At 65.0% G+C, this 22,150-nt stretch carries 21 protein-coding genes; 8 read left to right on the forward strand and 13 right to left on the reverse strand.

Annotated elements, in window-relative coordinates; genetic code table 11:
• Positions 1-8 precede the first annotated feature (8 nt).
• The 3 genes from V6W80_RS06815 (at position 9) to V6W80_RS06825 (ending at position 3,581) form a co-directional block, all read left to right on the forward strand.
• The gene (locus tag V6W80_RS06815; protein ID WP_017638932.1) at positions 9-470 is read left to right on the forward strand and encodes a response regulator; all 462 of its coding nucleotides are present in this window, start codon (positions 9-11) and stop codon (positions 468-470) included.
• Between the two features lie 102 nt (positions 471-572).
• Positions 573-2,984, forward strand: coding sequence for a response regulator (locus V6W80_RS06820; RefSeq protein WP_026083594.1), 2,412 nt, complete (start codon positions 573-575; stop codon positions 2,982-2,984).
• A gap of 27 nt (positions 2,985-3,011) precedes the next feature.
• Positions 3,012-3,581: a biliverdin-producing heme oxygenase gene (locus V6W80_RS06825; RefSeq protein WP_026083593.1), complete on the forward strand. Its 570-nt coding sequence runs from the start codon at positions 3,012-3,014 to the stop codon at positions 3,579-3,581.
• Positions 3,582-3,588: 7 nt separating this feature from the next.
• Here the strand turns inward: V6W80_RS06825 and V6W80_RS06830 are convergent, their stop codons facing one another.
• Positions 3,589-4,464, reverse strand: a complete 876-nt coding sequence (locus V6W80_RS06830) for a hypothetical protein (RefSeq protein ID WP_338546319.1) — start codon at positions 4,462-4,464, stop codon at positions 3,589-3,591.
• A 185-nt stretch (positions 4,465-4,649) separates the two neighbouring features.
• Between V6W80_RS06830 and V6W80_RS06835 the strand changes: the two genes are divergently transcribed.
• Positions 4,650-5,669: a quinone-dependent dihydroorotate dehydrogenase gene (locus V6W80_RS06835; RefSeq protein WP_017638928.1), complete on the forward strand. Its 1,020-nt coding sequence runs from the start codon at positions 4,650-4,652 to the stop codon at positions 5,667-5,669.
• A gap of 120 nt (positions 5,670-5,789) precedes the next feature.
• Here the strand turns inward: V6W80_RS06835 and rmf are convergent, their stop codons facing one another.
• Complete coding sequence (gene rmf, locus V6W80_RS06840; RefSeq protein ID WP_081594565.1) at positions 5,790-6,005, reverse strand: ribosome modulation factor; 216 nt, start codon at positions 6,003-6,005, stop codon at positions 5,790-5,792.
• Between the two features lie 318 nt (positions 6,006-6,323).
• Between rmf and rlmKL the strand changes: the two genes are divergently transcribed.
• Positions 6,324-8,495 (forward strand): bifunctional 23S rRNA (guanine(2069)-N(7))-methyltransferase RlmK/23S rRNA (guanine(2445)-N(2))-methyltransferase RlmL, encoded by a 2,172-nt coding sequence (gene rlmKL / locus V6W80_RS06845; RefSeq protein WP_338546322.1) that lies wholly within the window; start codon positions 6,324-6,326, stop codon positions 8,493-8,495.
• A gap of 167 nt (positions 8,496-8,662) precedes the next feature.
• Entirely contained in the window at positions 8,663-9,697 is a 1,035-nt protein-coding gene (locus V6W80_RS06850) for an acyltransferase family protein (RefSeq protein ID WP_338546324.1), read from the forward strand.
• Here the strand turns inward: V6W80_RS06850 and V6W80_RS06855 are convergent.
• Complete coding sequence (locus tag V6W80_RS06855) at positions 9,691-10,749, reverse strand: oxidoreductase (RefSeq protein ID WP_338546326.1); 1,059 nt, start codon at positions 10,747-10,749, stop codon at positions 9,691-9,693. The two genes, V6W80_RS06850 and V6W80_RS06855, sit on opposite strands and share 7 nt — an antisense overlap.
• 82 nt (positions 10,750-10,831) lie before the next feature.
• Positions 10,832-11,269 carry an HPF/RaiA family ribosome-associated protein gene (locus V6W80_RS06860; RefSeq protein ID WP_017638924.1) on the reverse strand — a complete coding sequence of 146 codons (438 nt, stop codon included), beginning with the start codon at positions 11,267-11,269 and terminating at the stop codon, positions 10,832-10,834.
• A gap of 223 nt (positions 11,270-11,492) precedes the next feature.
• Here V6W80_RS06860 and V6W80_RS06865 point away from each other — a divergent pair, with 223 nt between their 5' ends.
• A complete protein-coding gene (locus V6W80_RS06865) occupies positions 11,493-12,557 on the forward strand; it encodes a diguanylate cyclase (RefSeq protein WP_338546327.1) in 1,065 nt (354 codons plus the stop codon).
• Positions 12,554-13,024 (forward strand): Cys-tRNA(Pro) deacylase, encoded by a 471-nt coding sequence (gene ybaK, locus V6W80_RS06870; protein WP_064306668.1) that lies wholly within the window; start codon positions 12,554-12,556, stop codon positions 13,022-13,024. Before V6W80_RS06865 ends, ybaK begins: the two co-directional genes overlap by 4 nt.
• Before the next feature lie 143 nt (positions 13,025-13,167).
• Here ybaK and xylB read toward each other — a convergent pair whose 3' ends face one another.
• The 9 genes from xylB to V6W80_RS06915 form a co-directional block, all read right to left on the reverse strand.
• Positions 13,168-14,664, reverse strand: a complete 1,497-nt coding sequence (gene xylB / locus V6W80_RS06875) for a xylulokinase (RefSeq protein WP_338546329.1) — start codon at positions 14,662-14,664, stop codon at positions 13,168-13,170.
• Positions 14,665-14,733: 69 nt separating this feature from the next.
• Complete coding sequence (locus tag V6W80_RS06880) at positions 14,734-16,209, reverse strand: mannitol dehydrogenase family protein (RefSeq protein ID WP_338546330.1); 1,476 nt, start codon at positions 16,207-16,209, stop codon at positions 14,734-14,736.
• Positions 16,210-16,273: 64 nt separating this feature from the next.
• A complete protein-coding gene (locus V6W80_RS06885) occupies positions 16,274-17,371 on the reverse strand; it encodes an ABC transporter ATP-binding protein (protein ID WP_017638919.1) in 1,098 nt (365 codons plus the stop codon).
• 19 nt (positions 17,372-17,390) lie between these two features.
• Positions 17,391-18,224 (reverse strand): carbohydrate ABC transporter permease, encoded by an 834-nt coding sequence (locus tag V6W80_RS06890; protein ID WP_184291321.1) that lies wholly within the window; start codon positions 18,222-18,224, stop codon positions 17,391-17,393.
• A 10-nt stretch (positions 18,225-18,234) separates the two neighbouring features.
• Positions 18,235-19,167, reverse strand: coding sequence for a carbohydrate ABC transporter permease (locus V6W80_RS06895; RefSeq protein WP_093249784.1), 933 nt, complete (start codon positions 19,165-19,167; stop codon positions 18,235-18,237).
• 122 nt (positions 19,168-19,289) lie between these two features.
• On the reverse strand, positions 19,290-20,615 hold the full coding sequence (locus tag V6W80_RS06900) for an ABC transporter substrate-binding protein (protein ID WP_068385265.1): 1,326 nt from the start codon (positions 20,613-20,615) through the stop codon (positions 19,290-19,292).
• A gap of 216 nt (positions 20,616-20,831) precedes the next feature.
• Entirely contained in the window at positions 20,832-21,146 is a 315-nt protein-coding gene (locus V6W80_RS06905) for a hypothetical protein (RefSeq protein WP_064306661.1), read from the reverse strand.
• Between the two features lie 143 nt (positions 21,147-21,289).
• On the reverse strand, positions 21,290-21,535 hold the full coding sequence (locus V6W80_RS06910) for a hypothetical protein (RefSeq protein ID WP_017638914.1): 246 nt from the start codon (positions 21,533-21,535) through the stop codon (positions 21,290-21,292).
• 152 nt (positions 21,536-21,687) lie between these two features.
• A complete protein-coding gene (locus V6W80_RS06915) occupies positions 21,688-22,128 on the reverse strand; it encodes a hypothetical protein (protein WP_338546333.1) in 441 nt (146 codons plus the stop codon).
• Between the last annotated feature and the right edge of the window lie 22 nt (positions 22,129-22,150).

Consider the following 22,150-nt stretch of genomic DNA (forward strand, 5'->3'; position numbering starts at 1 on the left):
TTCTGTTCATGCTCAAACCCATTGTGCTGGTCGAAGACAATCCGCACGATCTGGAGCTCACCCTGGTAGCTCTGGAGCGCAGCCAGCTGGCCAACGATGTCGTGGTGCTCCGCGACGGCGCCGAAGCGGTGAACTATCTGCTGCGGCGAGAGCCTCATGCTGACCGGGAGCCCGGTAATCCGGCGGTGATGCTGCTGGATCTCAAGCTGCCCAAGGTCGATGGCCTCGAGGTGCTCGAACTGGTGCGCGGTACCCCCGAATTGTGCAGCATCCCCGTGGTCATGCTGACGTCGTCACGCGAAGAACCTGATCTCGAGAAGGCGTACGAACTGGGCGTGAACGCTTACGTGGTCAAACCGGTCGAGTTTCGTGATTTCGTCGCCGCGATCAGCGATCTCGGCGTATTCTGGGCTGTGCTCAATGAGCCGCCCCCAGGATCGCGACGTGTCACCAGGCGGACTGGCCGCTAGCGAGTGAGCAAGCTCAGTTCATCCGTATCCAGTTATCCGCGACAGGCAGACATGCGCGAACCGGTTCCCCTGAGCGAACAGATTCAAGGCCGACGCCCGTTTATGCCTCTCTCGAAACAGATCAAGATCCTGCTGGTGGAAGACAGCAAGCTCGATGCCGAGCTGATTCTGATCGAGCTGGAAAGACATGGATTCGAGCTGCAATCCAAGATCGTCTATGAGCGTACCGGTCTCACCCTGGCCTTGAGCCAGCAGACCTACGACATCATCCTCTCCGACATCATCCTGCCAGGCTTCTCGGGTGCCGAGGCCTTGCGGGTGGCGCGGGCGCTGGCTCCGGAAACGCCCTTCATCTTCGTCTCGGGCATCTTCGGTGAAGTGCACGCCGTGGAAATGATGCGCCTGGGTGCCAACGACTATGTGCTCAAGCAGAGCATGGAGCTCTTGGCCAAGGCCGTCGAGCGAGCGCTGCTGGTGGTGCACGAGCGCCGCGAGCGGCGTCGGGCCGAAGAAGCCCTGCACAGTCTCGAGGTCAGATCGCGCCTGGCCATGGACGCCTCGCGACTGGGCATGTGGGAATACCTGCCCGCCAGTCGTACCCTGGTCTGGGACGAACGCTGCAAGGCCATGTTCGGCCTGCCAGCCGATGCGGTGGTCGATCTCGAGGTGTTCGCACGGCTGTGCGGCAGCGACGGCCTCGAGCGCTTTCTCGACACGGTCCGCCAGGCGGGTGCCGACGAGCGCGACGACGACTACCGCAGCGAGTACCGCATCCGTCTGGACAACGGCGCCCAGCGCTGGGTCGAGACCCGTGGCCAGCCCTTTTTCGAAAGCGGCGTCTGCACCCGCTTCCTGGGGGTGATGCTCGACATCACCCAGCAGCGCGATGCCGCGGAAAAGCTCGAGCGGCTCAACGTCAGTCTCGGCGAACGCGTCGAAGAACGTACCCGCGAGCGTGATCGGACCTGGGATCTCACCCGCGATCTGCTGCTGGTGTGCAAGCCGGATGGCACCCTGGTGGCGCTCAATCCGGCCTGGGAAGAGAATCTCGGCTGGTCCCGCGTGGAGCTGCTCGATTCCTCGCTGCTGACGCTGGTGCATCCCGACGAACGCTTCATCACCGACAACGAACTCAAGCAGCTGGCCAATGGCGCGACCAGCCAGCGCTTCGTCAACCGTATCCGTCACCGCGACGGCAGCTATCGCTGGATTTCCTGGACGGCGGTACCGGATGCGGGCATGACCTATTGCTCGGGTCGCGACATCTCCTCGGAAGTCCTGGCGATGGAAGAGCTAGCCGCGGCGAATCGCCAATTGCGCGAGCAGATCGACGAGCGCGAGCGGGTGGAGGCGACCCTGCAGCAGATGCAGCGGCTGGAGGCCGTGGGCCAGCTCACCGCGGGCGTGGCCCACGACTTCAACAATCTGCTCACCGTGGTGCTCAGCAGCGCTAGCTTCCTCGAGCGCGACCTGACGCGCCTGGCGGCCAGCGACAAGACCCAGGGGCGGGTGCAGAACATCCGCGAAGCGGGCGAGCGGGGCGCCAAGCTAACCGCTCAGCTGCTGGCCTTTTCCCGCCGGCAGCGCCTGGCGCCCAAGCCGGTCAAGCTCAACGAAACCGTCGAGGGTATGCTCGAACTGCTGCGCAGCACCATGGGTGGCAGCGTCTGGATCGAGACCCATCTGCGCGCCGATTGCTGGCATGCGCTGGTTGATCCGACCCAGATCGAACTCATCATCCTCAACCTGGCGATCAATGCCCGGGATGCCATGGCGGTCGGCGGTACCCTGCGCCTGAGCACCTCCAACCAGACCATCAGCGAGCCGCCTCAACGTCCCGAAGAACCCGAACCCGGTGAGTACGTACTGCTGGCGGTGCAGGATTCCGGCACCGGCATGAGCGAAGAGGTGCTGGCCAAGGCCTTCGAACCCTTCTTCACCACCAAGGAGGTGGGCAAGGGCTCCGGTCTGGGCCTGGCCCAGGTGTTCGGCTTCGCCAAGCAGTCCGGTGGCGGTGTGCGCATCGAGACGCAGATGGGCAGCGGTACCACGGTGCTGGTCTATCTGCCCCGTACCGAGGCGGAGGATGCCCTGGATCCGATCGGGCTGCCCGCCATGGATCGTGACGAACAGGCCGCCGAACGCCGCATTCTGCTGGTCGACGACGATCACGCGGTACGCAACGTGACCGCCGCCCTGTTGGCCGATCTCGGCTATCAGGTGGTGGAAGCCAGCAACGGCTTCGCGGCGTTGAGCGCGCTGGAGCGTGATCCGCAGATCGATTTGTTGCTGGCGGACTTCGCCATGCCCGGCATGAACGGTGCCGAACTGGCCCGTCAGGTGCGCAAGCGGCTGCCACAGTTGCCGGTGGTCTTCATCACCGGCTACGCCGAACTGGGCGAGCTCGATCCGGAACAATCATTCATCGTACCCAAGCCCTTTCGCGAAGCGGACCTGGCAGCACGGCTGCAGGCAGCCCTGCGCGGCGAGAAGCCCCAGCCTTCGCCCCTCTGAAGGCCGCCGTCACCATGAGGTATTTGCGTGTCCACCATCCGTGAAATGTTGCGCGCCGAGGGCGGTGCCCTGCACGAGCAGGTCGATGCGACCTTCGGCCGCTATGCACTGCAGACCCGGCCCCATTACACCGCCTTTCTGCAGGCCCATGCCCAGGCGCTGATCGGCCTCGAAGCGCTCCTGGAGCGCTCCGGCATCCAGCGTCTGCTGCCCGATTGGGCCGAGCGTCGCCGTACCGAAGTGCTGGGGGAAGATCTGCAGCAACTGGCCGCCGCCCCGCCCGAACCCGTCGCCCTCGAGCGTCTGCTCGATGAGGGTGAGTGCTGGGGGGTGGCCTATGTGCTGGAGGGATCTCGGCTGGGATCGCGGTTGCTGGATCGCCATGCCGGCGAGAGTCCCGATGAGGCGGTACGCGATGCCCGGGCCTATCTGGGCCACGTACCCCCCCAGGGCGCCTGGCCGGGATTTCTGCAGCGCCTGGACGAGGCCGGCCGCGATGCGCGTTTGCACCCGGCGATGCTGGCCGGCCAGCGGCTGGCCTTCGAGGTCTTCCTGGCGGCGGGGCAGCGTCACGCGCCTGCGGTCATCGCCTGCTGAGCGATCGCTAGAGCGCCTGCAGGTAGCCGATCACCTCGGCCGCGCCCAGGCGTTCGAGAATCTCGGCGAGGACCCGGGTGCTCGCCACCTCGTTGGGCAGTAGCAGCCATTCCAGATCCTGGCCCGGTGCGGGCAGTGGCAGGCGCGCATAGTCGAGCTTCAGCCCCAGCAGCACCTGGATGAAGTCCGGGTGATTCCAGACCGCGTTGGGCAGGGCGTAGAGGGCAAAGGCCTCTTGCAGGCGGTCGATGGCCGCCGGGTCCAGGCGCAGACGCTGGATCTGCGCCGGCACCTCCACGGCGATGCCGCGAATCCGGGCATAGGCGATGATGCTGGCAAAGGCGAGCGTGGTGGCTGGGTCGTTTTCCAGGAATAGCCGAGTACCCCGCCAGCTGGCCTGGCGCAGACGCAGAGTCTGTTCCGCGGACAGATTCGGCAGGGTGCGATAGAGCGCCGCCTGAAAATCCCGATAGCCGATGATCCGCACCTGCTCGCGCGCCGCGGGCAGGGCGGCCAGCTCCTCCAGATGCACCACTGTCGCGGGTGTGCTGTCGCCTAGACGCTGGCAGAGTCCATCGATGGCGCGCAGGTCGAGAGCGGCGACCTGAACGGTTTCAGCCACCACCAGTTGACTCAGCAGGGCATGGGCCCGGCTCTTGATCTCCTGGGTCGGGCCGGACAGGGCGGCGCGTGGCAGGCCGAGGAGCAGATGCAATGGATGGCCTTCGTCCCACCAAAGGCTGTCGGTTGGCGCGGGCAAGGGGACGAAGGCGTCGGCCAGCCGCTCCAGGCAGCGCTGGATGCGGCGGCTGGCCAGGGAAGGATGCAGATGCAAGGCCAATGAAGACCAGGGGCTGCCCAGGAGGTTGGCACTGTTGCTCATGGGATCTCCGGGGCGGATAGGAACTGCACGGCCGATTCTAGCGTGGCAAAGACCGCGCTATCGTCAAATGATTCCCGAAAGGTAGGATCTTTTGTGCGAGTGACCGTTCGAGTCCGGCGCGAGCGACGTATGGCCGCTGGCAAGCCTGTATAATGCGCGTTTTCCGAATTGCCTGTGAGTCCGCCATGTACGACGCGCTCCGTCCTCTGCTTTTCAAAATGTCTCCCGAAGGATCGCACGATCTGGCGCTGGACCTGATCGGTGCCGCCGGTCGTCTGGGCCTGACCGGTCTCGGACGGCGGCCGGGTCGGCTGCCGGTCCAGGTCATGGGTCTGGAGTTTCCCAATCCGGTGGGCCTGGCCGCCGGACTCGACAAGAACGGCGCCGCCATTGACGGCTTCGCCGGCCTGGGTTTCGGCTTCGTCGAGATCGGCACCGTGACGCCACGGCCGCAGCCGGGCAATCCCAAGCCGCGGTTGTTCCGTCTCGAACAGGCCGACGCCATCATCAACCGCATGGGTTTCAATAATGCGGGTGTCGACGCCCTGATCGAGCGGGTCAAGGCGGCGCGCTTCCAGGGTGTGTTGGGGATCAACATCGGCAAGAACGCCAGTACCCCGGTGGAGCGGGCGGTGGACGACTACCTGATCGGCCTGGACCGGGTCTATGCCCATGCCAGCTACATCACGGTGAACGTGAGCTCGCCCAACACGCCCGGCCTGCGCAGCCTGCAATTCGGCGATGCGCTCAAGAGCCTGCTGGAAGCCCTGCGCCAGCGCCAGGAAGACCTGGCGGTCCAGCATGGCCGGCGGGTGCCCATCGCCATCAAGATCGCCCCGGACATGACCGATGAGGAAATCGTGCTGACCGCCCAGGCGATCCGCGATGCCGGGATGGACGCCATCATCGCCACCAACACCACCCTGGGGCGCGAAGGGGTGGAGAATCTGCCCTATGCCGCCGAGGCTGGTGGCCTGTCGGGCGCCCCGGTGCGGGAAAAGAGCACCCATGTGGTACGGGTCTTGGCGGGCGAACTGGGTGGCCGGCTGCCGATCATCGCGGCGGGCGGGATCCTGTCGGGGGAAGATGCGGCGGAAAAGATCGCCGCAGGGGCCAGTCTGGTGCAGCTCTACAGCGGTTTCATCTATCGCGGACCGGCGTTGATCCGCGAAGCCGTGGACGCGATCGCGGCAGCACGCCGCTGAGGGATAGGGGGCTCGCTGGGAGCCCCCGTGGGACCTGGTCCCTGATCCTGGGAAGGGATCTGACTGGAACAAAACCAGAACGCTGGTGGAAGCCCTCGGGCTTCCGCTAGTGAAATCGAATTAGCCTACGGCTTGAAGTTGATTCACGCGTTGAAGACCGGCGGTGCCTACGTAGCCGTCCCATTGGTCGCTACGGCCCTCACGCCAGCCATTGAGCCAGGCCTGCCGGACGGCGTCCTGGGTGAAGGGGCAGAGGTCCCGCGATTTGCCCACAATGCCGTGCTGATAACCACGCTGGAAAGCTCGTTCCATTGGATCACGCTTGAGTCTTCTCATAGGGTAGTGCCCTCGTAGGTTGACTTGCAGATTGTCCATGGCCCGTTGCAGGCCTGGATGCCAGAGCCGGCGTCCTGACATCCGCCCCGCACCTTCGCGCTGCGGGTGGTCAATTACTAACCAATGAGACCCTGGCTGGGAACGACCTTTTAGCTATAAGACGTAATCAAATCGAAATGAAATGGCGATAAACCGCCGCTGGAATGCCGTCACTGCGGCTTGTTGAGACGCAGTCAAACTTTCACGGGAGGCGCTGTCCTTACCGGTCAATCCGACCAAAGGCAGAGAAGCGCCTTTCGCTAACCTATGGATTCAACGATGTCCGCGATGCAACAACTCATCCTCACCTGTCCCAAGGGGCTCGAGACCCTGCTGCTGGAAGAGGCCCAGGGCCTCGGCCTGCAGGAAGCCCGTAGCCAGACCGCGGCGGTGCGCGGCGAGGCGAGTCTCGCGGACGCCTACCGCCTCTGCCTCTGGTCGCGCCTGGCCAACCGGGTGCTGCTGGTGCTAGCCCGCTTCCCGGTGGAAGACCCCCAGGGGCTGTACCTGGGTGTGCATGGCGTGGAGTGGGAAGAGCACCTGGCGCCCAACGGCACCCTAGCGGTGGGCTTCAGCGGCCAGGGCGCGGGCATCGACAACACCCATTTCGGCGCCCTCAAGGTCAAGGACGCCATCGTCGACCGCCTGCGTGAACGGACCGGGCAACGACCCACGGTCGACAAGGTCGCCCCGGACCTGCGCGTCCATCTGCACCTGGAGCGGGGTCAGGCCATCCTGTCGCTGGATCTCTCCGGCCAGAGCCTGCACCAGCGCGGCTATCGCCTGCAGCAGGGGGCGGCGCCGCTCAAGGAAAACCTGGCGGCCGCGGTGCTGATCCGTGCCGGCTGGCCGGCCCTGGCCGCGGCGGGCGGGGCCTTGGCCGACCCCATGTGTGGGGTGGGTACCTTCCTGGTCGAGGCCGGGCTGATGGCGGCGGACATCGCGCCCAACCTGCGCCGCGAGCGCTGGGGCTTTTCCGCCTGGCTGGGCCATGTGCCCGCGCTCTGGCAGCAGCTGCATCAGGACGCCGAAGCGCGGGCGGCGGCTGGCCTGGCCAAGACACCGGCCTGGATCCGCGGTTACGAAGCCGATCCCCGACTGATCCAGCCGGCGCGCAACAACATCGAGCGCGCCGGTCTGTCCGAGTGGATCAAGGTCTACCAGGGCGAGGTGGCCAACTTCGAGCCGCGGCCGGACAAGGGCCAGACCGGTCTGGTGATCTGCAACCCGCCCTATGGCGAGCGCCTGGGCGATGAAGCCAGTCTGCTGTATCTCTACCAGAATCTCGGCGAGCGGTTGCGCCAGGCCTGCCTGGGCTGGCGCGCGGGGGTCTTTACCGGTGCGCCCGAACTGGGCAAGCGCATGGGGATCCGCAGTCACAAGCAATACGCCTTCTGGAACGGCGCCTTGCCCTGCAAGCTGCTGATGTTCGAGGTGGAGACCCGCCAGTTCGTCACCGGCAGCCGCAGCGGCGAGCGCTCGGCCATCGATCAGGCGGCGGAACCGGCCAAGCTCAGCGAAGGCGGGCAGATGTTCGCCAATCGCCTGCAGAAGAATCTCAAGCAGCTCGGCAAGTGGGCGCGCAACCAGGGCGTGCAGTGCTATCGCCTCTATGACGCCGACATGCCCGAGTACGCGGTGGCCGTGGATCTCTATGGTGACCGGGTGCACGTGCAGGAATATGCACCGCCCCGTTCCATCGATCCGGACAAGGCCCAGGCGCGCCTGCTCGATGCCCTGGCCGCCATTCCCCAGGCCTTGAACATCGATCCGGCGCGGGTGGTGGTCAAGCGGCGCGAGCGGCAGAGCGGCACCAAGCAGTACGAGCGTCAGGCGGCCCAGGGTGAATTCCTGCAGGTGGAGGAGGCGGGCGCCAAACTGCTGGTGAATCTCACCGATTACCTGGACACCGGCCTGTTCCTGGATCATCGCCCGCTGCGCCTGCGCCTGCGTCAGGAAGCCCAGGGCAAGCGCTTCCTCAACCTGTTCTGCTACACCGGCGCCGCCACGGTGCAGGCCGCAGTGGGCGGAGCGCGCAGCACCACCAGCGTCGATCTCTCGCGGACCTACCTGGACTGGGCCCGGCGCAACCTGGCGCTCAACGGCTTTTCCGAGCGACACCGCCTGGAGCAGGGCGATGTCTTGCACTGGCTGGAGAACGATCGCGGCGAATACGATCTGATCTTCGTCGATCCGCCGACTTTCTCCAATTCCAAGCGTCTGGAAGGCGTGTTCGACGTCCAGCGCGATCACGTCGCCCTGATCGATTCGGCCATGGCCCATCTGAGTCGCAACGGCGTACTGTACTTCTCCAACAACTTCCGCAAGTTCGAGTTGGATGTAGGTCTCGCCGAGCGTTATCGCGTCGAGGAGATCAGCGCCAGCACCCTGGATCCGGATTTCGCGCGCAATCCCAAGATCCACCGTGCCTGGCGTCTCAGCCTGCAATGAGACCAGCCGCCTGAACTGCCGCTGAACGGGTCGAGCATCGATCCGTTCAGCCTGTGATCCGGCGCAATCCCGCCTTTTCCCGGGAACACCCGATCCGCCCAGGCCGTCCACAATGACGGCGCGGCGCTGGGTCGTGCCTGGCGGGACGAGGAGGGAAAGGTTCTACAATGCTGGTTTCACTGCAGGCTCTCAGGGCCCTGGCCGCCTGGCTGGTGGTCTTTCATCACTTCATGCAGGTGTTCTTCGACTTCCACGCCGACAGCCTCGGCGGCCATCTGCTCTCCACCCGGGGACAGGTCGGGGTCGATATCTTCTTCGTGCTCAGCGGCTTCGTGATCTACCTGTCCACCGCCGGCCGATCGCTCAGGCGCAGCACCTTCCTCTGGCACCGCATCGCCCGTATCGTCCCGGCCTATTGGCTGTACACCGCGGTGACGGCGCTGATCCTCTATCTGGCCAGCGACGTGATGCCGGTCTACGGGATCGCCGCACGGGAACTGCTGCTCTCGCTGTTCTTCATTCCCAGCGAGAATCCGGCGGGCTTCGGCCACTACCCGATCCTGCCGGTAGGCTGGACACTCAACTTCGAGATGTTGTTCTACCTGCTGTTCGCCCTGTCCTTTGGCGTGGCCGAGCGCTGGCGCATCGGCGTGGTCAGTCTGCTGGTGATCCTCGTCAGCCTGGTGCTGGCCCGCGAGTCCTTCGTCAGCAGTTTCTATCGCAATCCGATCATCTTCGAGTTCCTGCTGGGCGTGAGCCTGGCGGCGCTCTATCGGCGCGGCGCCCTGCGCGGCTCCAAGCCGCTGGCCCTGACGGCTGCTCTGGCGGCACTGGTCTGTCTGGTGGCCTTTCCGGCGGACCATCCCTGGCGGCTGCTGACCTGGGGCGTGCCCAGCGCGGTACTGGTTGGCACCTGCGTGATTCTCGAACCCTGGTTCGCCGGCTCACGTCTGTGCAAGGCACTGGGGGACTGGTCCTATTCGGTCTACCTGGTGCACGTCATCGTGCTCTGGCTGGGCGACTACTGGCTGCACCAGCAGTGGGGACTGAGCCCCTACCAGACCCTGGCGGTCTGCCTGCCGGTGATCCTGCTGCTAGCCTGGGGCAGCTACGAGTGGATCGAGCGTCGTCTCTCGCGCACCCTGCGCCAGTTGGGCGAACGCCTGGCGGGACGGCGTCCGCAGTGGGTGGCGGGTCAGTAGGAAACGCGTTCGGCAGCCGTGAGTTCGGGCACTAGCGCCCGACCTTCCGCCGAGGAACGCTGTGCCGCTTCCAGCAGGGCCATGAGGGCGCAGGCCTGGGCGGGAGGGACGGGATTGGCGGCGCGCCCGGCAAGAGCCTCGACCAGGGCAAGGTAGTAGCGGCGGTGATCTCCCGCTGGCGTCGGCAACGCCTGGCGTTCGCCATCGCCCGTGATGAGCCAGCCAGAATCAGGATCCTGGCCCCAGTCCGGACCACCGGGGCGCACGCCGGCCTTGAGCGCGTCTTCCTGGCGATCCGCGCCCTGCTTGATCCAGCTGCCCGCTGTACCCTGGGCCAGGAAGCGCGGTACGCCATCGGCGGCCAGCATCCCGGCTCTCAGGGTCACCTGGCGGGCGCCGTAGTCCAGTTGCACCTGGAACCAGTCGTCGGTGAGGGCGCCGGCACGCTGCCGCACCAGCTGCGCCTGCAGGCGCTCGGGCAGACCGAACAGGCAGAGCGCCTGATCCAGCAGATGGGGGCCAAGATCGAACCAGAGTCCGCTGCCGGGGAGCGCCGCTTCGCGCCAGCGTGTCCGCACCTCAGGGCGAAAGCGTTCGATGCGCGATTCCAGACTGGTCAGTTCGCCCAGGGCGCCGCTGGCCAGTACCTCCTGCAGTCCGAGAAAATCACTGTCCCAACGGCGATTCTGGAACACCGACAGCAACCGCCCGGCCTGTTCGGCTTCGGCGGCCAGTTGTCGGGCTTCGGCGAGGGTGACGGTAAAGGGTTTGTCGACCACTACATGCTTGCCGGCGGCCAGGGCGGCGCTGGCGAGGGGCGCATGGGTCTGGTTGGGCGAGGCGATCACCACCAGGTCGATGGCCGGATCCTGCACGGCGGCCAGGTAATCCGCCGTCACCCGGACTTCGGGCAGGTCCGCGTGCACACGCTCGGCATCCCGCGAGGCCACCAGTTCCAGCGCAAGGCCTGGGATCGAACGCAGCAGTGGGCCGTGGAAGGTCTGACCGACGAAACCATAGCCGATCAGGGCGACGCGAAGAGGAGAAGGCATGGAGCATCCTTTTTGCCGGGCTGAAAAAGACCGGGGCCGCTCGATGAGCGGCCCCGGTTGTATGCTGAAGCCAGAGGTTGCCTTACTTCAACTCGTGATCGTGAGCCAGTTGCTCCCGTTCAAGGAATTCGTCCTGCCGCAAGGAATCCTTGAACTCTTCGGAATCCTCTAGGGCAAGGGGGTCATTGAGTTCGCCGCCGGAAAGGCGCTTCTTCTCCAATTTGCCAGACAGGTGGGTGATGGCTCGCAGCAACTTGTCCGCTGCGCCATCCACTGCCAGGTCGAGGGACTCTGCCTTGTGGGTGACCGAGAGGGGTTGATGGCCCTTGATGCGCGCTTCCATTTGGCAGCGCTTGTCCTGGGCACCGGACTTGCCGGCGTTTTCGTCGTTGAGGTGCACCTCGACGCGGGTCAGGAGTTCGTCGAAACGATCCAGGCGGTCTTCCACCACGGACGTCACCCAATTCTGCAAACCGGCGCTGCCTTCGATGTTGTGGTCACTGTTGACTTGAACTTGCATGCGGCTTCCTCTTTTTGACGGGCCTGACCATTGGATGAGGCCGGTCAGGCCGAGGTTCAAGGCTGTTCGTCTGGTGCTCGTGTCACCCGATGTTTCCTTCTGGCAGTGTCTAGGCGCGTCGTAGCTATCGGTAAACGACGTTCAGGTCGCGGGTCGCTGGCGTTTTGCCCTTATCCACTGATAATGCGCGACCTTTCATCGTCCGTCGCAGTGGGGATCGCCAATGCCAGATGCGCTCACGCGTGGCCACAGTTTCGCCCGGCGGCTTTGGCTGCCCCGGGCGGTTGGCCTGTTGCTCAGCCTGAGCTGCATCGTCTCGGTCCAGATCACCCAGCCGGTATCCGTCGGCCTGTGGATCCTGCTGCTGGCCAATGCGCTGCTGTGGTCGCCGCTGGCCTATCTGCGCGCCGTCCGCGCCCGGGATCCCTATCGCGCCGAGTTGAGCAACCTGTTGCTGGATTGTGGCTCGGCGGGCTTCTGGGTGGCGAGCATGGGCTTCAACCTTCTGCCCAGCGTGACCCTGCTCGCCATGACCAGCCTCAACATGCTGGGCGCCGGTGGCCTGGTGTTCTGGCGCCGCGGCCTGCTCGCGCAGCTGGCCGGCATCCTCATCGGCTTGGTCGTGCTGCGCCACCCGGTCGCCATCCAGACCTCGACGGCGCAGATCTATGCCTGCCTGCCGATGATCGTCGCCTATCCCTGGGCCCTGGGCCTGGTGAGCTTTCGCCTGGCGCAGCAGCTGTCGCGGCGCAAGCAGGAGCTGGAGCTGATCAGCAAGCAGGATGGCATGACCGGCCTGCACAACAGAACGCACTGGGATCAGCTGCTGCAGCGCGAGTTCGCCCGCTGCAAGCGCAGTGGCGCCGAGGCCAGCCTGTTGATGATCGACCTGGACAACTTCAAATTGGTCAACGATCGCTTCGGCCACCAGGCCGGTGACGAGATGCTGCGCCAATTTTCCGGTCTGCTGGCGCGCACCATCCGCGCCAGTGACCTCGCCGGTCGTTTTGGCGGCGATGAATTCGGTATCCTCTTACCCGACACCTCGCCCGAGCGGGCCCTGGATCTGATCCGGCGGCTGCAGCAGCGTTTGCACGAGATGCAGGCGGGCGGCCCCGGCGACCGGCAGAACGTGCGCGTCGGCCTGAGCTGCGGCATCGCCGGCTTCGACCGCACCTACGATGACGTCGCCCACTGGCTGCAGGCGGCCGACTTCGCCCTCTACCGGGCCAAGGCCCAAGGGCGCGGAAGGGCGGAGGTGGCCGATCCCCAAGGAGTGCTGGCATGACCCCGGCGATAGCGTTGCTCAAGAAGAGCCAGGTGCCCCACGAGGTGCTGAGCTACCACCATGATCCCAAGGCCGCCTCCTACGGCCTGGAAGCCGCCGAGAAACTCGGTCTGGCGCCGGCGACGGTGTTCAAGACCCTGCTGGCGGCGAGCGAGAAGCAGGAACTACTGGTGGCCATCGTGCCGGTCGCCGGCACCCTGGATCTCAAGGCCCTGGCCCAGGCGGCCGGGGTGAAGAAGCTGGAGATGGCCAAGCCCGAGCAAGCCCAGCGCAGCACCGGCTACCTGGTGGGTGGCATCAGTCCGCTGGGGCAGAAGAAGCGGCTGCGTACCTTTGTCGACGAGTCCGCCGCGGAGCTGCCGAGCATCCATGTCAGTGCGGGACGCCGCGGACTGGAAGTGGCCCTGGCACCGACGGACCTCGCCCGGCTGCTGGATGCGCCCTTCGTGCCGATCGGCAAGGCCTGAGACGTAGGTTGGTGCTGAGCGCAGCGAAGCCCAACGATGTAAAGGTACGGCTATGTTTTGTTGGGCTTCGCGGTGCTCAGCCCAACCTACGGCTGAGTCTCCATGGGGTGAAAACCGCCTGGCGTTTTCCACCCCTCCGCTCGCTAGGCTACCCCGTAGCTCTCCCGCAGTTGCTGCCGATAGCGCTGGTAGGCCGCCTCGTATTCGGCGACCCGCGCGGGATCCGGTTCGGCGCGACTGGCCGGATCCAGGTGCACGCAGCGTTCTGTGAGGCTGTCGAGCGATTCCGGACGATCCTGTTCCCGACTCCAGCACCAGGCCGCCTGCAAGGCGCCGCCCAGGGCCGCGGCTTCGCCGTGGACCGGGCAGACCACCGGGGTGTTCATCAGATCGGCGATCAGTTGGCGCCACACCGGGCTCCTGGCGCCGCCGCCGATGAGTCTCAGGGTGTCGCCGGGCATGCCCAGGTCGCGCAGCAGATCGAAGCCGTATCTCAGGGCGAAGCTCACCCCCTCGACCACCGCCCGGCACAGGTTGGCGCGCGTCAGGTTGGTGGCGGTCAGGCCGTGCAGGCTGGCGGTCGCCGTCGGCAGTGCCGGTACCCGTTCGCCGTTGAGGAAGGGCAGCATCAGCACCCCTTCGGCGCCGATGGGTGATTCCGCCACCAGCCGGGTGAAGTCGGCGAGATCCAGACCGAGCAGCTCGCGGATCTGGCCACTGGCATTGGTCAGGTTCATGGTGCAGATCAGCGGCAGCCAGCCGCCGTTGGAGGAGCAGAAGCCCGCCACGGCGGGATGCTCGCTGATGCGGGGTTCGTCGGAATAGCCATAGAGGGTGCCCGAGGTACCCAGGCTCAGGGTGATCTGGCCAGCGCGGCTGTTGCCGGTGCCCAGGGCGCCCATCATGTTGTCACCGCCGCCGCTGGAGACCAGCGCCTGGGGATTGATGCCCAGTTGGCTGGCGACCTCCGGCCGCAGCCGCCCGACCGGCTGGTCGGCTTCGATCAGCGCCGGCAGGGCGCGTTCCAGGCGACCGCTGGGGTCGATATGGCGCAGCAGTTCCAGGTCGTACTGGCGCGTGCGCACATTGAAATAGCCGGTACCCGAGGCATCGCCGTATTCGGCCACGGCCCGGCCGGTCAGCCAGAAATTCAGATAGTCGTGGGGCAGCAGCACCTGGGCGATCTGGTCGAACACCTCCGGATGCTGCTCCTTGGTCCAGAGCAGCTTGGAGACGGTGTAGCCCGGCGCGATGGCCAGACCCAGGCGCTCGATGGAGCCTGCCGCGCCACCGAGATGCTCCAGCAGACGCTGGTTTTCCGGGGTGGACTCGGTGTCGCACCAGAGCTTGGCCGGACGCAGCACCTTGCCGCTGTCGTCGAGCAGCACCAGACCATGCTGCTGGCCCGAGACGCCAACACCGAGGATGTCCTGGCCATCGCTGCCGGCCTGGGCCAGGGCGGCGCGGGTAGCCGCTACCAGCGCCCGGACCCAGTCCGCCGGATTCTGCTCGCGACGGCCATTGGCGCCCTCGGTCAGGGGGTGAGGCGCATTGCCTTCACCCAGTACCACGCCGCGCTCGACATCCAGGATCACCGCCTTGGTGCCCTGGGTACCGCAGTCGATCCCGAGAAACTTCATGCCTGGCCGCTCCTTGTTGTTAGGGCTTGTATGAACCATCGACGCTACCTAGGCAGCGTTTTGCCAAGGCTAGTCGCCGAGCAGGGTCTGCAAGGTGGCGCTGACCCCATGGGTCCGCAAGTTGTACAGCTGCCGCTCGAAGGCGGCAACGAAGGCGGCGGATTTCGGGATGTGCTTGCCGAAGATTTCCTCGGCGCCCAGCAGGCGCTCGGTGAGGTTCTTCTGCTCCTGCACCAGCTCCTCGCAGTAGTTGGCCCGCGGATCGGGGATGCGATAGGTCGCCCCGCTCTCGTCCACGCCGCGCAGATAGACCGCCCAGGCGGCCACCACCAAGGCGGCGCGATCCATGGCCTGGTCGTCTTCGATCAGCCGGTTGATGGTCGGCACGGTGAACTTGGGAAACTTCGAGGAACCGTCGGAGCAGACCCGCTCCAGCTGGTCGGCGATCGCGCGATTGGAGAAGCGCTCGATCAGGGTGTCCTTGTACTGGTCGAGGTCGATGCCCGGAACCGGCGCCAGCTGCGGGGTCACGTCCTCGTCCATGTAGGTGCGGATGTAGCGTACAAACAACGGATCGGCCATGGTCTCGTGGACGAAGCGATAGCCCTTGAGGAAGCCCAGGTAGGTGAGGGCCAGGTGGCTGCCGTTGAGCAGCTTGATCTTCATCTCCTCGTAGGGGGTGACATCATCGGTGAACTGCACGCCGACGTCTTCCCAGGCCGGACGGCCGGCGACGAATTTGTCTTCCAGCACCCACTGCAGGAAGGGCTCGCAGACCACCGGCCAAGCATCCTCGACGCCGTGTTCGGCCAGCAGGGCCTCGCGATGGGCGGTGCTGGTCATGGGGGTGATGCGATCGACCATGGCATTGGGGAAGCTGACGTGCTCGGCGATCCAGCCGTGCAGCTCTTCGTCCACCAGGCCGGCATAGGCCAGCAGGGCCTTGCGGGTCACCTGGCCATTGTGCGGAAGGTTGTCGCAGGACATCACGGTGAAGGGACCGGTGCCCTCGGCGCGGCGTTTGGCCAGGGCTGCCAGCAGGAAGCCGAAGACGCTGCGCGGATCGCCCGGATGCTGCAGGTCGTGCTGGATCTGGGGCAGCTTGAAGTTGAATTCGCCGGTACTGTCATCCATGCAGTAGCCGCCCTCGGTGATGGTGAGGGAGACGATGCGGGTGCTGGGATGGGCCAGCTTGTCGATCAGCGTTTGGGTGCCTTCCTCGGCCAGCAGCATGCCGCTGATGGCGCCGACGACGCGGACCTCGGTGTCCGGCTCGTCGGCCAGCACCACCTGGGTATAGAGGTAGTCCTGTCCGGCCAGGGCGTCACGCATGGCGCGGTCCTCGGCGCGCAGGCCGACGCCGCAGATGCTCCAGTCCAGGTCGCGGCCCTGGTTGAGCAGGGCTTCGGTGTAGATGGCCTGGTGGGCGCGGTGGAAGCCACCGACGCCGATGTGGACGATACCCTGACGCAGCTGGCAGGCGGCGTAGGAGGGCTTGGCGATGTATGCGGGAAGCTGGTCGAGATTCTGGCGATTGAGTTTCATGAGAGGGATCCTGGCAGAAGGCGCTCCTGGTCATGGTCGGCCATGACCAGGAGAGAAGGGGAGATCAGGCGGCCTGGCGCAGCAGCGGCGCCACGGCGCGGCCCTGTTCGTCGAACAGGTGACAGAAGTCCACGTCCAGGGCCAGGCGCTGGCGTTCGCCGTAGGCCACGGCGCAGTCACCCGGCACGCGCACGGTCAGCGGCTCCTCGGCCTCGGTGACCATGTGGCAATAGGTGTCGCTGCCCAGGCGTTCGGCCACATCGCTGATTACCGGCAGCTGGCCGTCGGCGGCCAGGCGCAGGTGTTCCGGGCGAATGCCCAGGGTCACCGGACTGCCAACCGTCAGGCCGTCACCGCGCCGCGGCAGGTGCAGGCGCGGACCGGCGGCCAGCTCCACTTCCACGCCCTGGGCGTCGGTGGCCAGCACCTTGCCCTTGAGAAAGGCCATCTTCGGCGTGCCGAGGAAGCCGGCGACGAAGAGGTTGGCCGGATGGTGATAGAGCTCGAGGGGCGAGCCGACCTGCTCGACCCGCCCGCCATTCAGTACCACCACCTTGGTGGCGAGGGTCATGGCCTCTACCTGGTCGTGGGTCACGTAGATCATGGTGGCCTGCAGTTCCTGGTGCAGGCGTGCCAGCTCCAGGCGCATCTGCACGCGCAGGGCGGCATCTAGGTTGGACAGGGGTTCGTCGAACAGGAAGATCTTTGGCTGGCGCACGATGGCGCGGCCGATGGCCACACGCTGGCGCTGGCCGCCGGAGAGCTGGCGCGGCTTGCGCTCCAGCAGGGGTGTCAGTTCGAGGATGCGGGCGGCATCGGTGACCTTGCGCTCCACTTCCTGCTTGTCGATCTTGGCCAGATCCAGGGCGAAGGACAGATTCTTGCGCACGCTCATGTGCGGATAGAGGGCGTAGGTCTGGAACACCATGGCCAGGTCACGTTTGGCTGGCGAGACCTCGGTGATGTCGCGCCCGTCCAGTTCCAGGGTGCCGCTGCTGACCTCTTCCAGACCGGCGATGAGGCGCAGCAGGGTGGACTTGCCGCAACCCGAGGGACCGACGAAGACCACGAACTCACGGTCGTTGATGTCCAGGTCGACGCCCTTGATGATTTCCAGCGAGTCGAAGCCCTTGCGCAGGCTGCGGATTTTCAGATTGGCCATGACAGGAGTCCTCTTGTTCTTATTTCACCGCGCCGAACGACAGGCCGCGGACGAGTTGTTTCTGGCTGATCCAGCCAAAGATCAGGATGGGCGCGCAGGCCAGCGTCGAGACGGCCGACAGCTTGGCCCAGAACAGTCCCTGGGGACTGGAGTAGGAGGCGATCAGCGCGGTCAGCGGCGCGGCGTTGGACGAGGTCAGGTTCAGTGACCAGAAGGCCTCGTTCCAGCACAGGATCAGCGACAGCAGCATGGTCGAGGCGATGCCGCCCTTGGCGATCGGCAGCAGCACCCGGACGATTTCCTGGTAGGTGGTGGCGCCATCCAGGCGCGCGGCCTCGAGGATGTCCTTGGGGATGTCCTTGAAGTAGGTGTAGACCATCCAGACCACGATCGGCAGGTTGATCAGGGTGTAGACGGCGATCAGCAGCAGCCGGCTGTCGAGCAGTTCGAACTGCTTGGCCAGCAGATAGATGGGCACCAGTACGCCCACTGCCGGCAGCATCTTGGTGGAGAGCATCCACAAGAGCAGGCGCTGGGTGTGCTTGGTCTCGTGGAAGGCCATCGAGTAGGCCGCCGGCAGCGCCAACAGCAGGCTGAGCAGGGTGGCACCAAAGGAGATCACCACCGAGTTCAGCGCGAAGTGGAAGTAGTCGCTACGCGCCTGAATGGTCAGGTAGTTCTCCAGGGTGGGGATGAAGAAGAACTGCGGCGGCGTGGCGAAGGCGTCGATCTCGGTCTTGAAGCTGGTCAGCACCATCCAGAAGATCGGGAAGAACAGCACCAGGGCCACCAGCCAGGCGAGCAGGCCCAGCAGCAGGCTCTGCAGGCGCCGGGATTGCTTGAGCGTCAGCATGTCAGGGTCCTCACTGTTGGGTCAGGTTCTTGCCAAGCATCCGCACCAGGATGATGGCGGCGATGTTGGCGATGAGCACGGCGATCAGGCCGCCGGCGGACGCCAGGCCGACGTCGAACTGCAGCAGGGCCTGGTTGTAGATCAGATAGGCCAGGTTGGTGGAGGCGAAGCCCGGGCCGCCGCTGGTGGTGGTGTAGATCTCGGCGAACACCGACAGCAGGAAGATCGTCTCGATCATCACCACCACGGCGATGGGCCGCGCCAGGTGTGGCAGGGTCAGGTGCCAGAAGATGGCGAGCGGGCCGGCACCGTCCAGGCGAGCCGCTTCCTTCTGCTCCTGGTCCAGCGACTGCATGGCGGTCATCAGGATGAGAATGGCGAAGGGCAGCCACTGCCAGGAGACGATCAGGATGATCGACAGCAGCGGATGGGTGGCCAGCCAGTCCACCGGGGTGGCGCCGAACAGCTTCCAGACCGCGGCGAGAATGCCGGAGACCGGATGGAAGATCAGGTTCTTCCAGATCAGGGCACTGACCGTGGGCATGATGAAGAAGGGCGAGATCAGCAGGACGCGGACGATGCCGCGGCCAAGGAACTCGCTGGCTTCCAGCAGCGCCGAGATCAGTACGCCGAAGACCACGCTGATCAGCAGCACGCTGCCCACCAGCAGCAGGGTATTGGTCATGCCGGGCCAGAAGCCGGCATCGGTGACGAAGTATTCGAAGTTCTCCAGGCCGACGAAGCCATGCTCGCCGGGATACAGCAGGTTGTAGCGGATCAGCGAGAACCAGATGGTCATGCCCAGGGGCACCAGCATCCACACCAGCAGCAAGGCCACCGAAGGACTGATCAGGAACCAGCCGGGACCGGCACGACGGCGTTGACGCCGGGCGGGGGCGGCAGGAGTTTCGACGGCAGGCGTCTTGAGGGTGGAGGTCTGCATGGCGATGCTCCGCAAGGCAGTGGGCCGTGACGAGGCACTGGCGTCTCGCGAGGCCAGTGGCGGATCAGGCAGGGAAAGCCGCTAGGCCGGGATCCGCGCGCGGCGGATCCCGGTATCCAGCGCTACTTGGGATAGCCGGCGCGCTTCATTTCCCGGGCGGTGGACTGCTGGGCCGCCTGCAGGGCCTGCTCGACCGACATCTGCCCGGTAAGGGCCGCGGCGAACAGCTTGCCCACCGAGGTGCCGATGGCCTGGAACTCGGGAATGGTCACGTACTGGATGCCCACATAGGGCACCGGCTTGGCCGAAGGGTGGGCCGGGTCGGCGTGCTGCAGCATGTCCAGGGAGACCTTGGCGAAGGGCGCCGCGTCCATGTAGGCCTGGCTGTAAGTGGACTTGCGGGTACCCGGCGGCACGTTGGCGATGCCGTCCTTGTCCGCGACCAGCTTGGCGTAGTCCTTGGAGGTGGCCCAGGTCACGAAGGTCTTGGCGGCATCCTTGTGCTTGGAGGAGGTCGGGATACCCAAGGACCAGGCGTACAGCCAGGAGGAACCCTTGTCGGTGACCTCGCGCGGCGAGCCGGCGAAGCCGACGCTGTCGGCGACCTTGCTCTGACTCTTGTCCATGGTGAAGGAGCCGGCGACGCTGGCATCGACCCAGATGGCGCACTTGCCGCTGTTGAACAGCGCCAGGTTCTCATTGAAGCCATTGCTGGAGGCGCCGGGCGGGCCGTACTTCTTCATGTTGGTGACGTAGTAGTTGGCCGCCGCGGTCCATTCCGGACCGGTGAATTCCGGCTGCCACTTCTCGTCAAACCAGCGCGCGCCGAAGGCGTTGGCCATGGTGGTGACCAGGGCCATGTTCTCGCCCCAGCCGGCCTTGCCTCTCAGGCAGAGACCGTATTGGTCCTTGTCCGGCTGGTGCAGCTTGCCGGCGAACTCGGCGATCTGTGTCCAGGTGGGCTGGGCGGGCATGGTCAGGCCAGCCTGCTGGAACAGGTCCTTGCGGTAATAGGTGATGGAGCTTTCGGCGTAGAAGGGCAGCGCATAGAGGGTGCCCTTGACCGACAGGCCTTCGCGAACCGACGGGAAGAGGTCGTCCAGGTCGTAGTTGGCGGGCAGGTCCTTCATGGGCTCCAGCCAGTTCTGGGCGCCCCAGAGGCCGGTCTCGTACATGCCGATGGTCAGGACGTCGAACTGACCGCCCTGGGTGGCGATGTCGGTGGTCAGGCGCTGGCGCAGCACGTTTTCTTCGAGCACCACCCAGTTGAGCTTGATGTCGGGATGCTGTTCTTCGAAGGTCTTGGACAGCCGCTGCATGCGGATCATGTCACTGTTGTTGACGGTGGCGATGGTGACCGTTTCAGCGGCCTGAAGGGCCAGTGAAAAGGTCAGGCCTGCAGAGAGGGTGACAGCGGACAATAAAAGCGCTTTTGGTGTGGTTTTCATCTTGCACTCCGCGTCCCGTGCCAATGCAGCAGACGCTTTTCTTGTTGTTGTAACCCACTACGCGACCGGCTATTGCGGCCTTGGCAGCGGAAGCCTCGGACTGATTACAGCCCGTAGCCGCCTGGGAAACAAATGCTGGAAGACACCAAAATCGGTATTTTTTTGCACATCCCTTCCAGGCCGTGCGTTAACCTCCGGCAAGGGCGTCCGCTCTGCCTAGAGGCTTTCCGCCTTGACCTTGGTGATGCCGTCCTCGCGATAAAGCTGCAAGGTTCCGGGGGTAGATTCGATCACCCGTTCGTTTTCGATGAGGAAGGAATAGACCGGCGTCGCGCTACCCGGGGCGCGCAGGTTGCGATATTCGTAGACCACTAGGCGATCGAGCTGCGCGACTCGCTGCGGCGAGCCGAAACTCTGCCGGAGTTGCTCCTGGGTACGGCCGCCGAATTGCGAGGGGTCGGCCGGAGGAGAGGTAGGCGCCGAACTGCATGCCGACAGCGCGGCGAACAGGAGAAGGGACAGGCGTTTCATGACGGCTCCGCATGCAGGTCGAAAGGGCAGACGGGGTGAGCTGCCCATAGAACCAGACGGACCTGGAAAACGGCGATTCATTCCCTGGGCGGGATTAAAAAGCATACGAATTGGAAGCCATCCGTCGACATCAATCGAACGGACTAGAATACCCAGCGCTGTTCTTGAACAAAGGTCTGACGTTCGTTCAGCCAGCGGGCGCTATTGATTGGCTGTCGAGTGTCACGGGGCTGGGCGTCGGCTCTGCTAGGGAGAACCTCGGTACTTGCGGCGGGAGCCTTGAGCGTAAGATCCGCCAGCTTGAGCGGCGGTACGGCGGGAAGGGTGGCAGCCTGGGCGTGAAGGGCTGCAAAGGTCGCAATGACACTGGCCAGAATACGAATTCCCATTCCTTGGGTCTCCTGGTAGATCCGAAGCGCGAATCTACCATTACCCTGCCTATTTGGTTCCTTCTTAGTCTGACGTTACTGCGTAACTGTGATCCCGTTCGTCATCCTGAGTACCGGTCGGTCACACCACCGACAACTGGATGCCGAACCGTTCAGTCGACCGATAGCGGCTCGCGGTGCTTGGCTGCCAGATAGGCGAAGAGCGGCGGGCAATCCGAGACCAGGCTGACCAAGGTCTGGCTGGCAGCGGGCTCTTGTCGCAACAGGACTTTTTCACCACGCGCATTGAGGTAGAGGGTGTATTCGGGCGTACTGGACTGAGCCATGAACCCCTCACCCATGAGCGCGCTACCCAGGGCCATCCGCTGCGGCAGGTCGCAGCTGCCTTGCCACTGGAAGGCACGGATGCCGAGGTATTCCAGGGTTTCGGCGATGGCACAGTCGATCATCAGTGGCGGATGATCGAAGAGTGGGAATTCGCTCGACAACAGCTCCAGATGGCGCTCCAGACACTCGAAGTGCTTTCTGGGTATCAGTCGGCGCAATTGCTGCAACTGACCATTGCCGTGAAATAGCGAAGTTTGTGCGGTCATGGCGTCCTCCCGGTACATCGAG

Source organism: Pseudomonas benzopyrenica (assembly GCF_036884265.1).
Taxonomy (GTDB): domain Bacteria; phylum Pseudomonadota; class Gammaproteobacteria; order Pseudomonadales; family Pseudomonadaceae; genus Chryseomonas; species Chryseomonas benzopyrenica.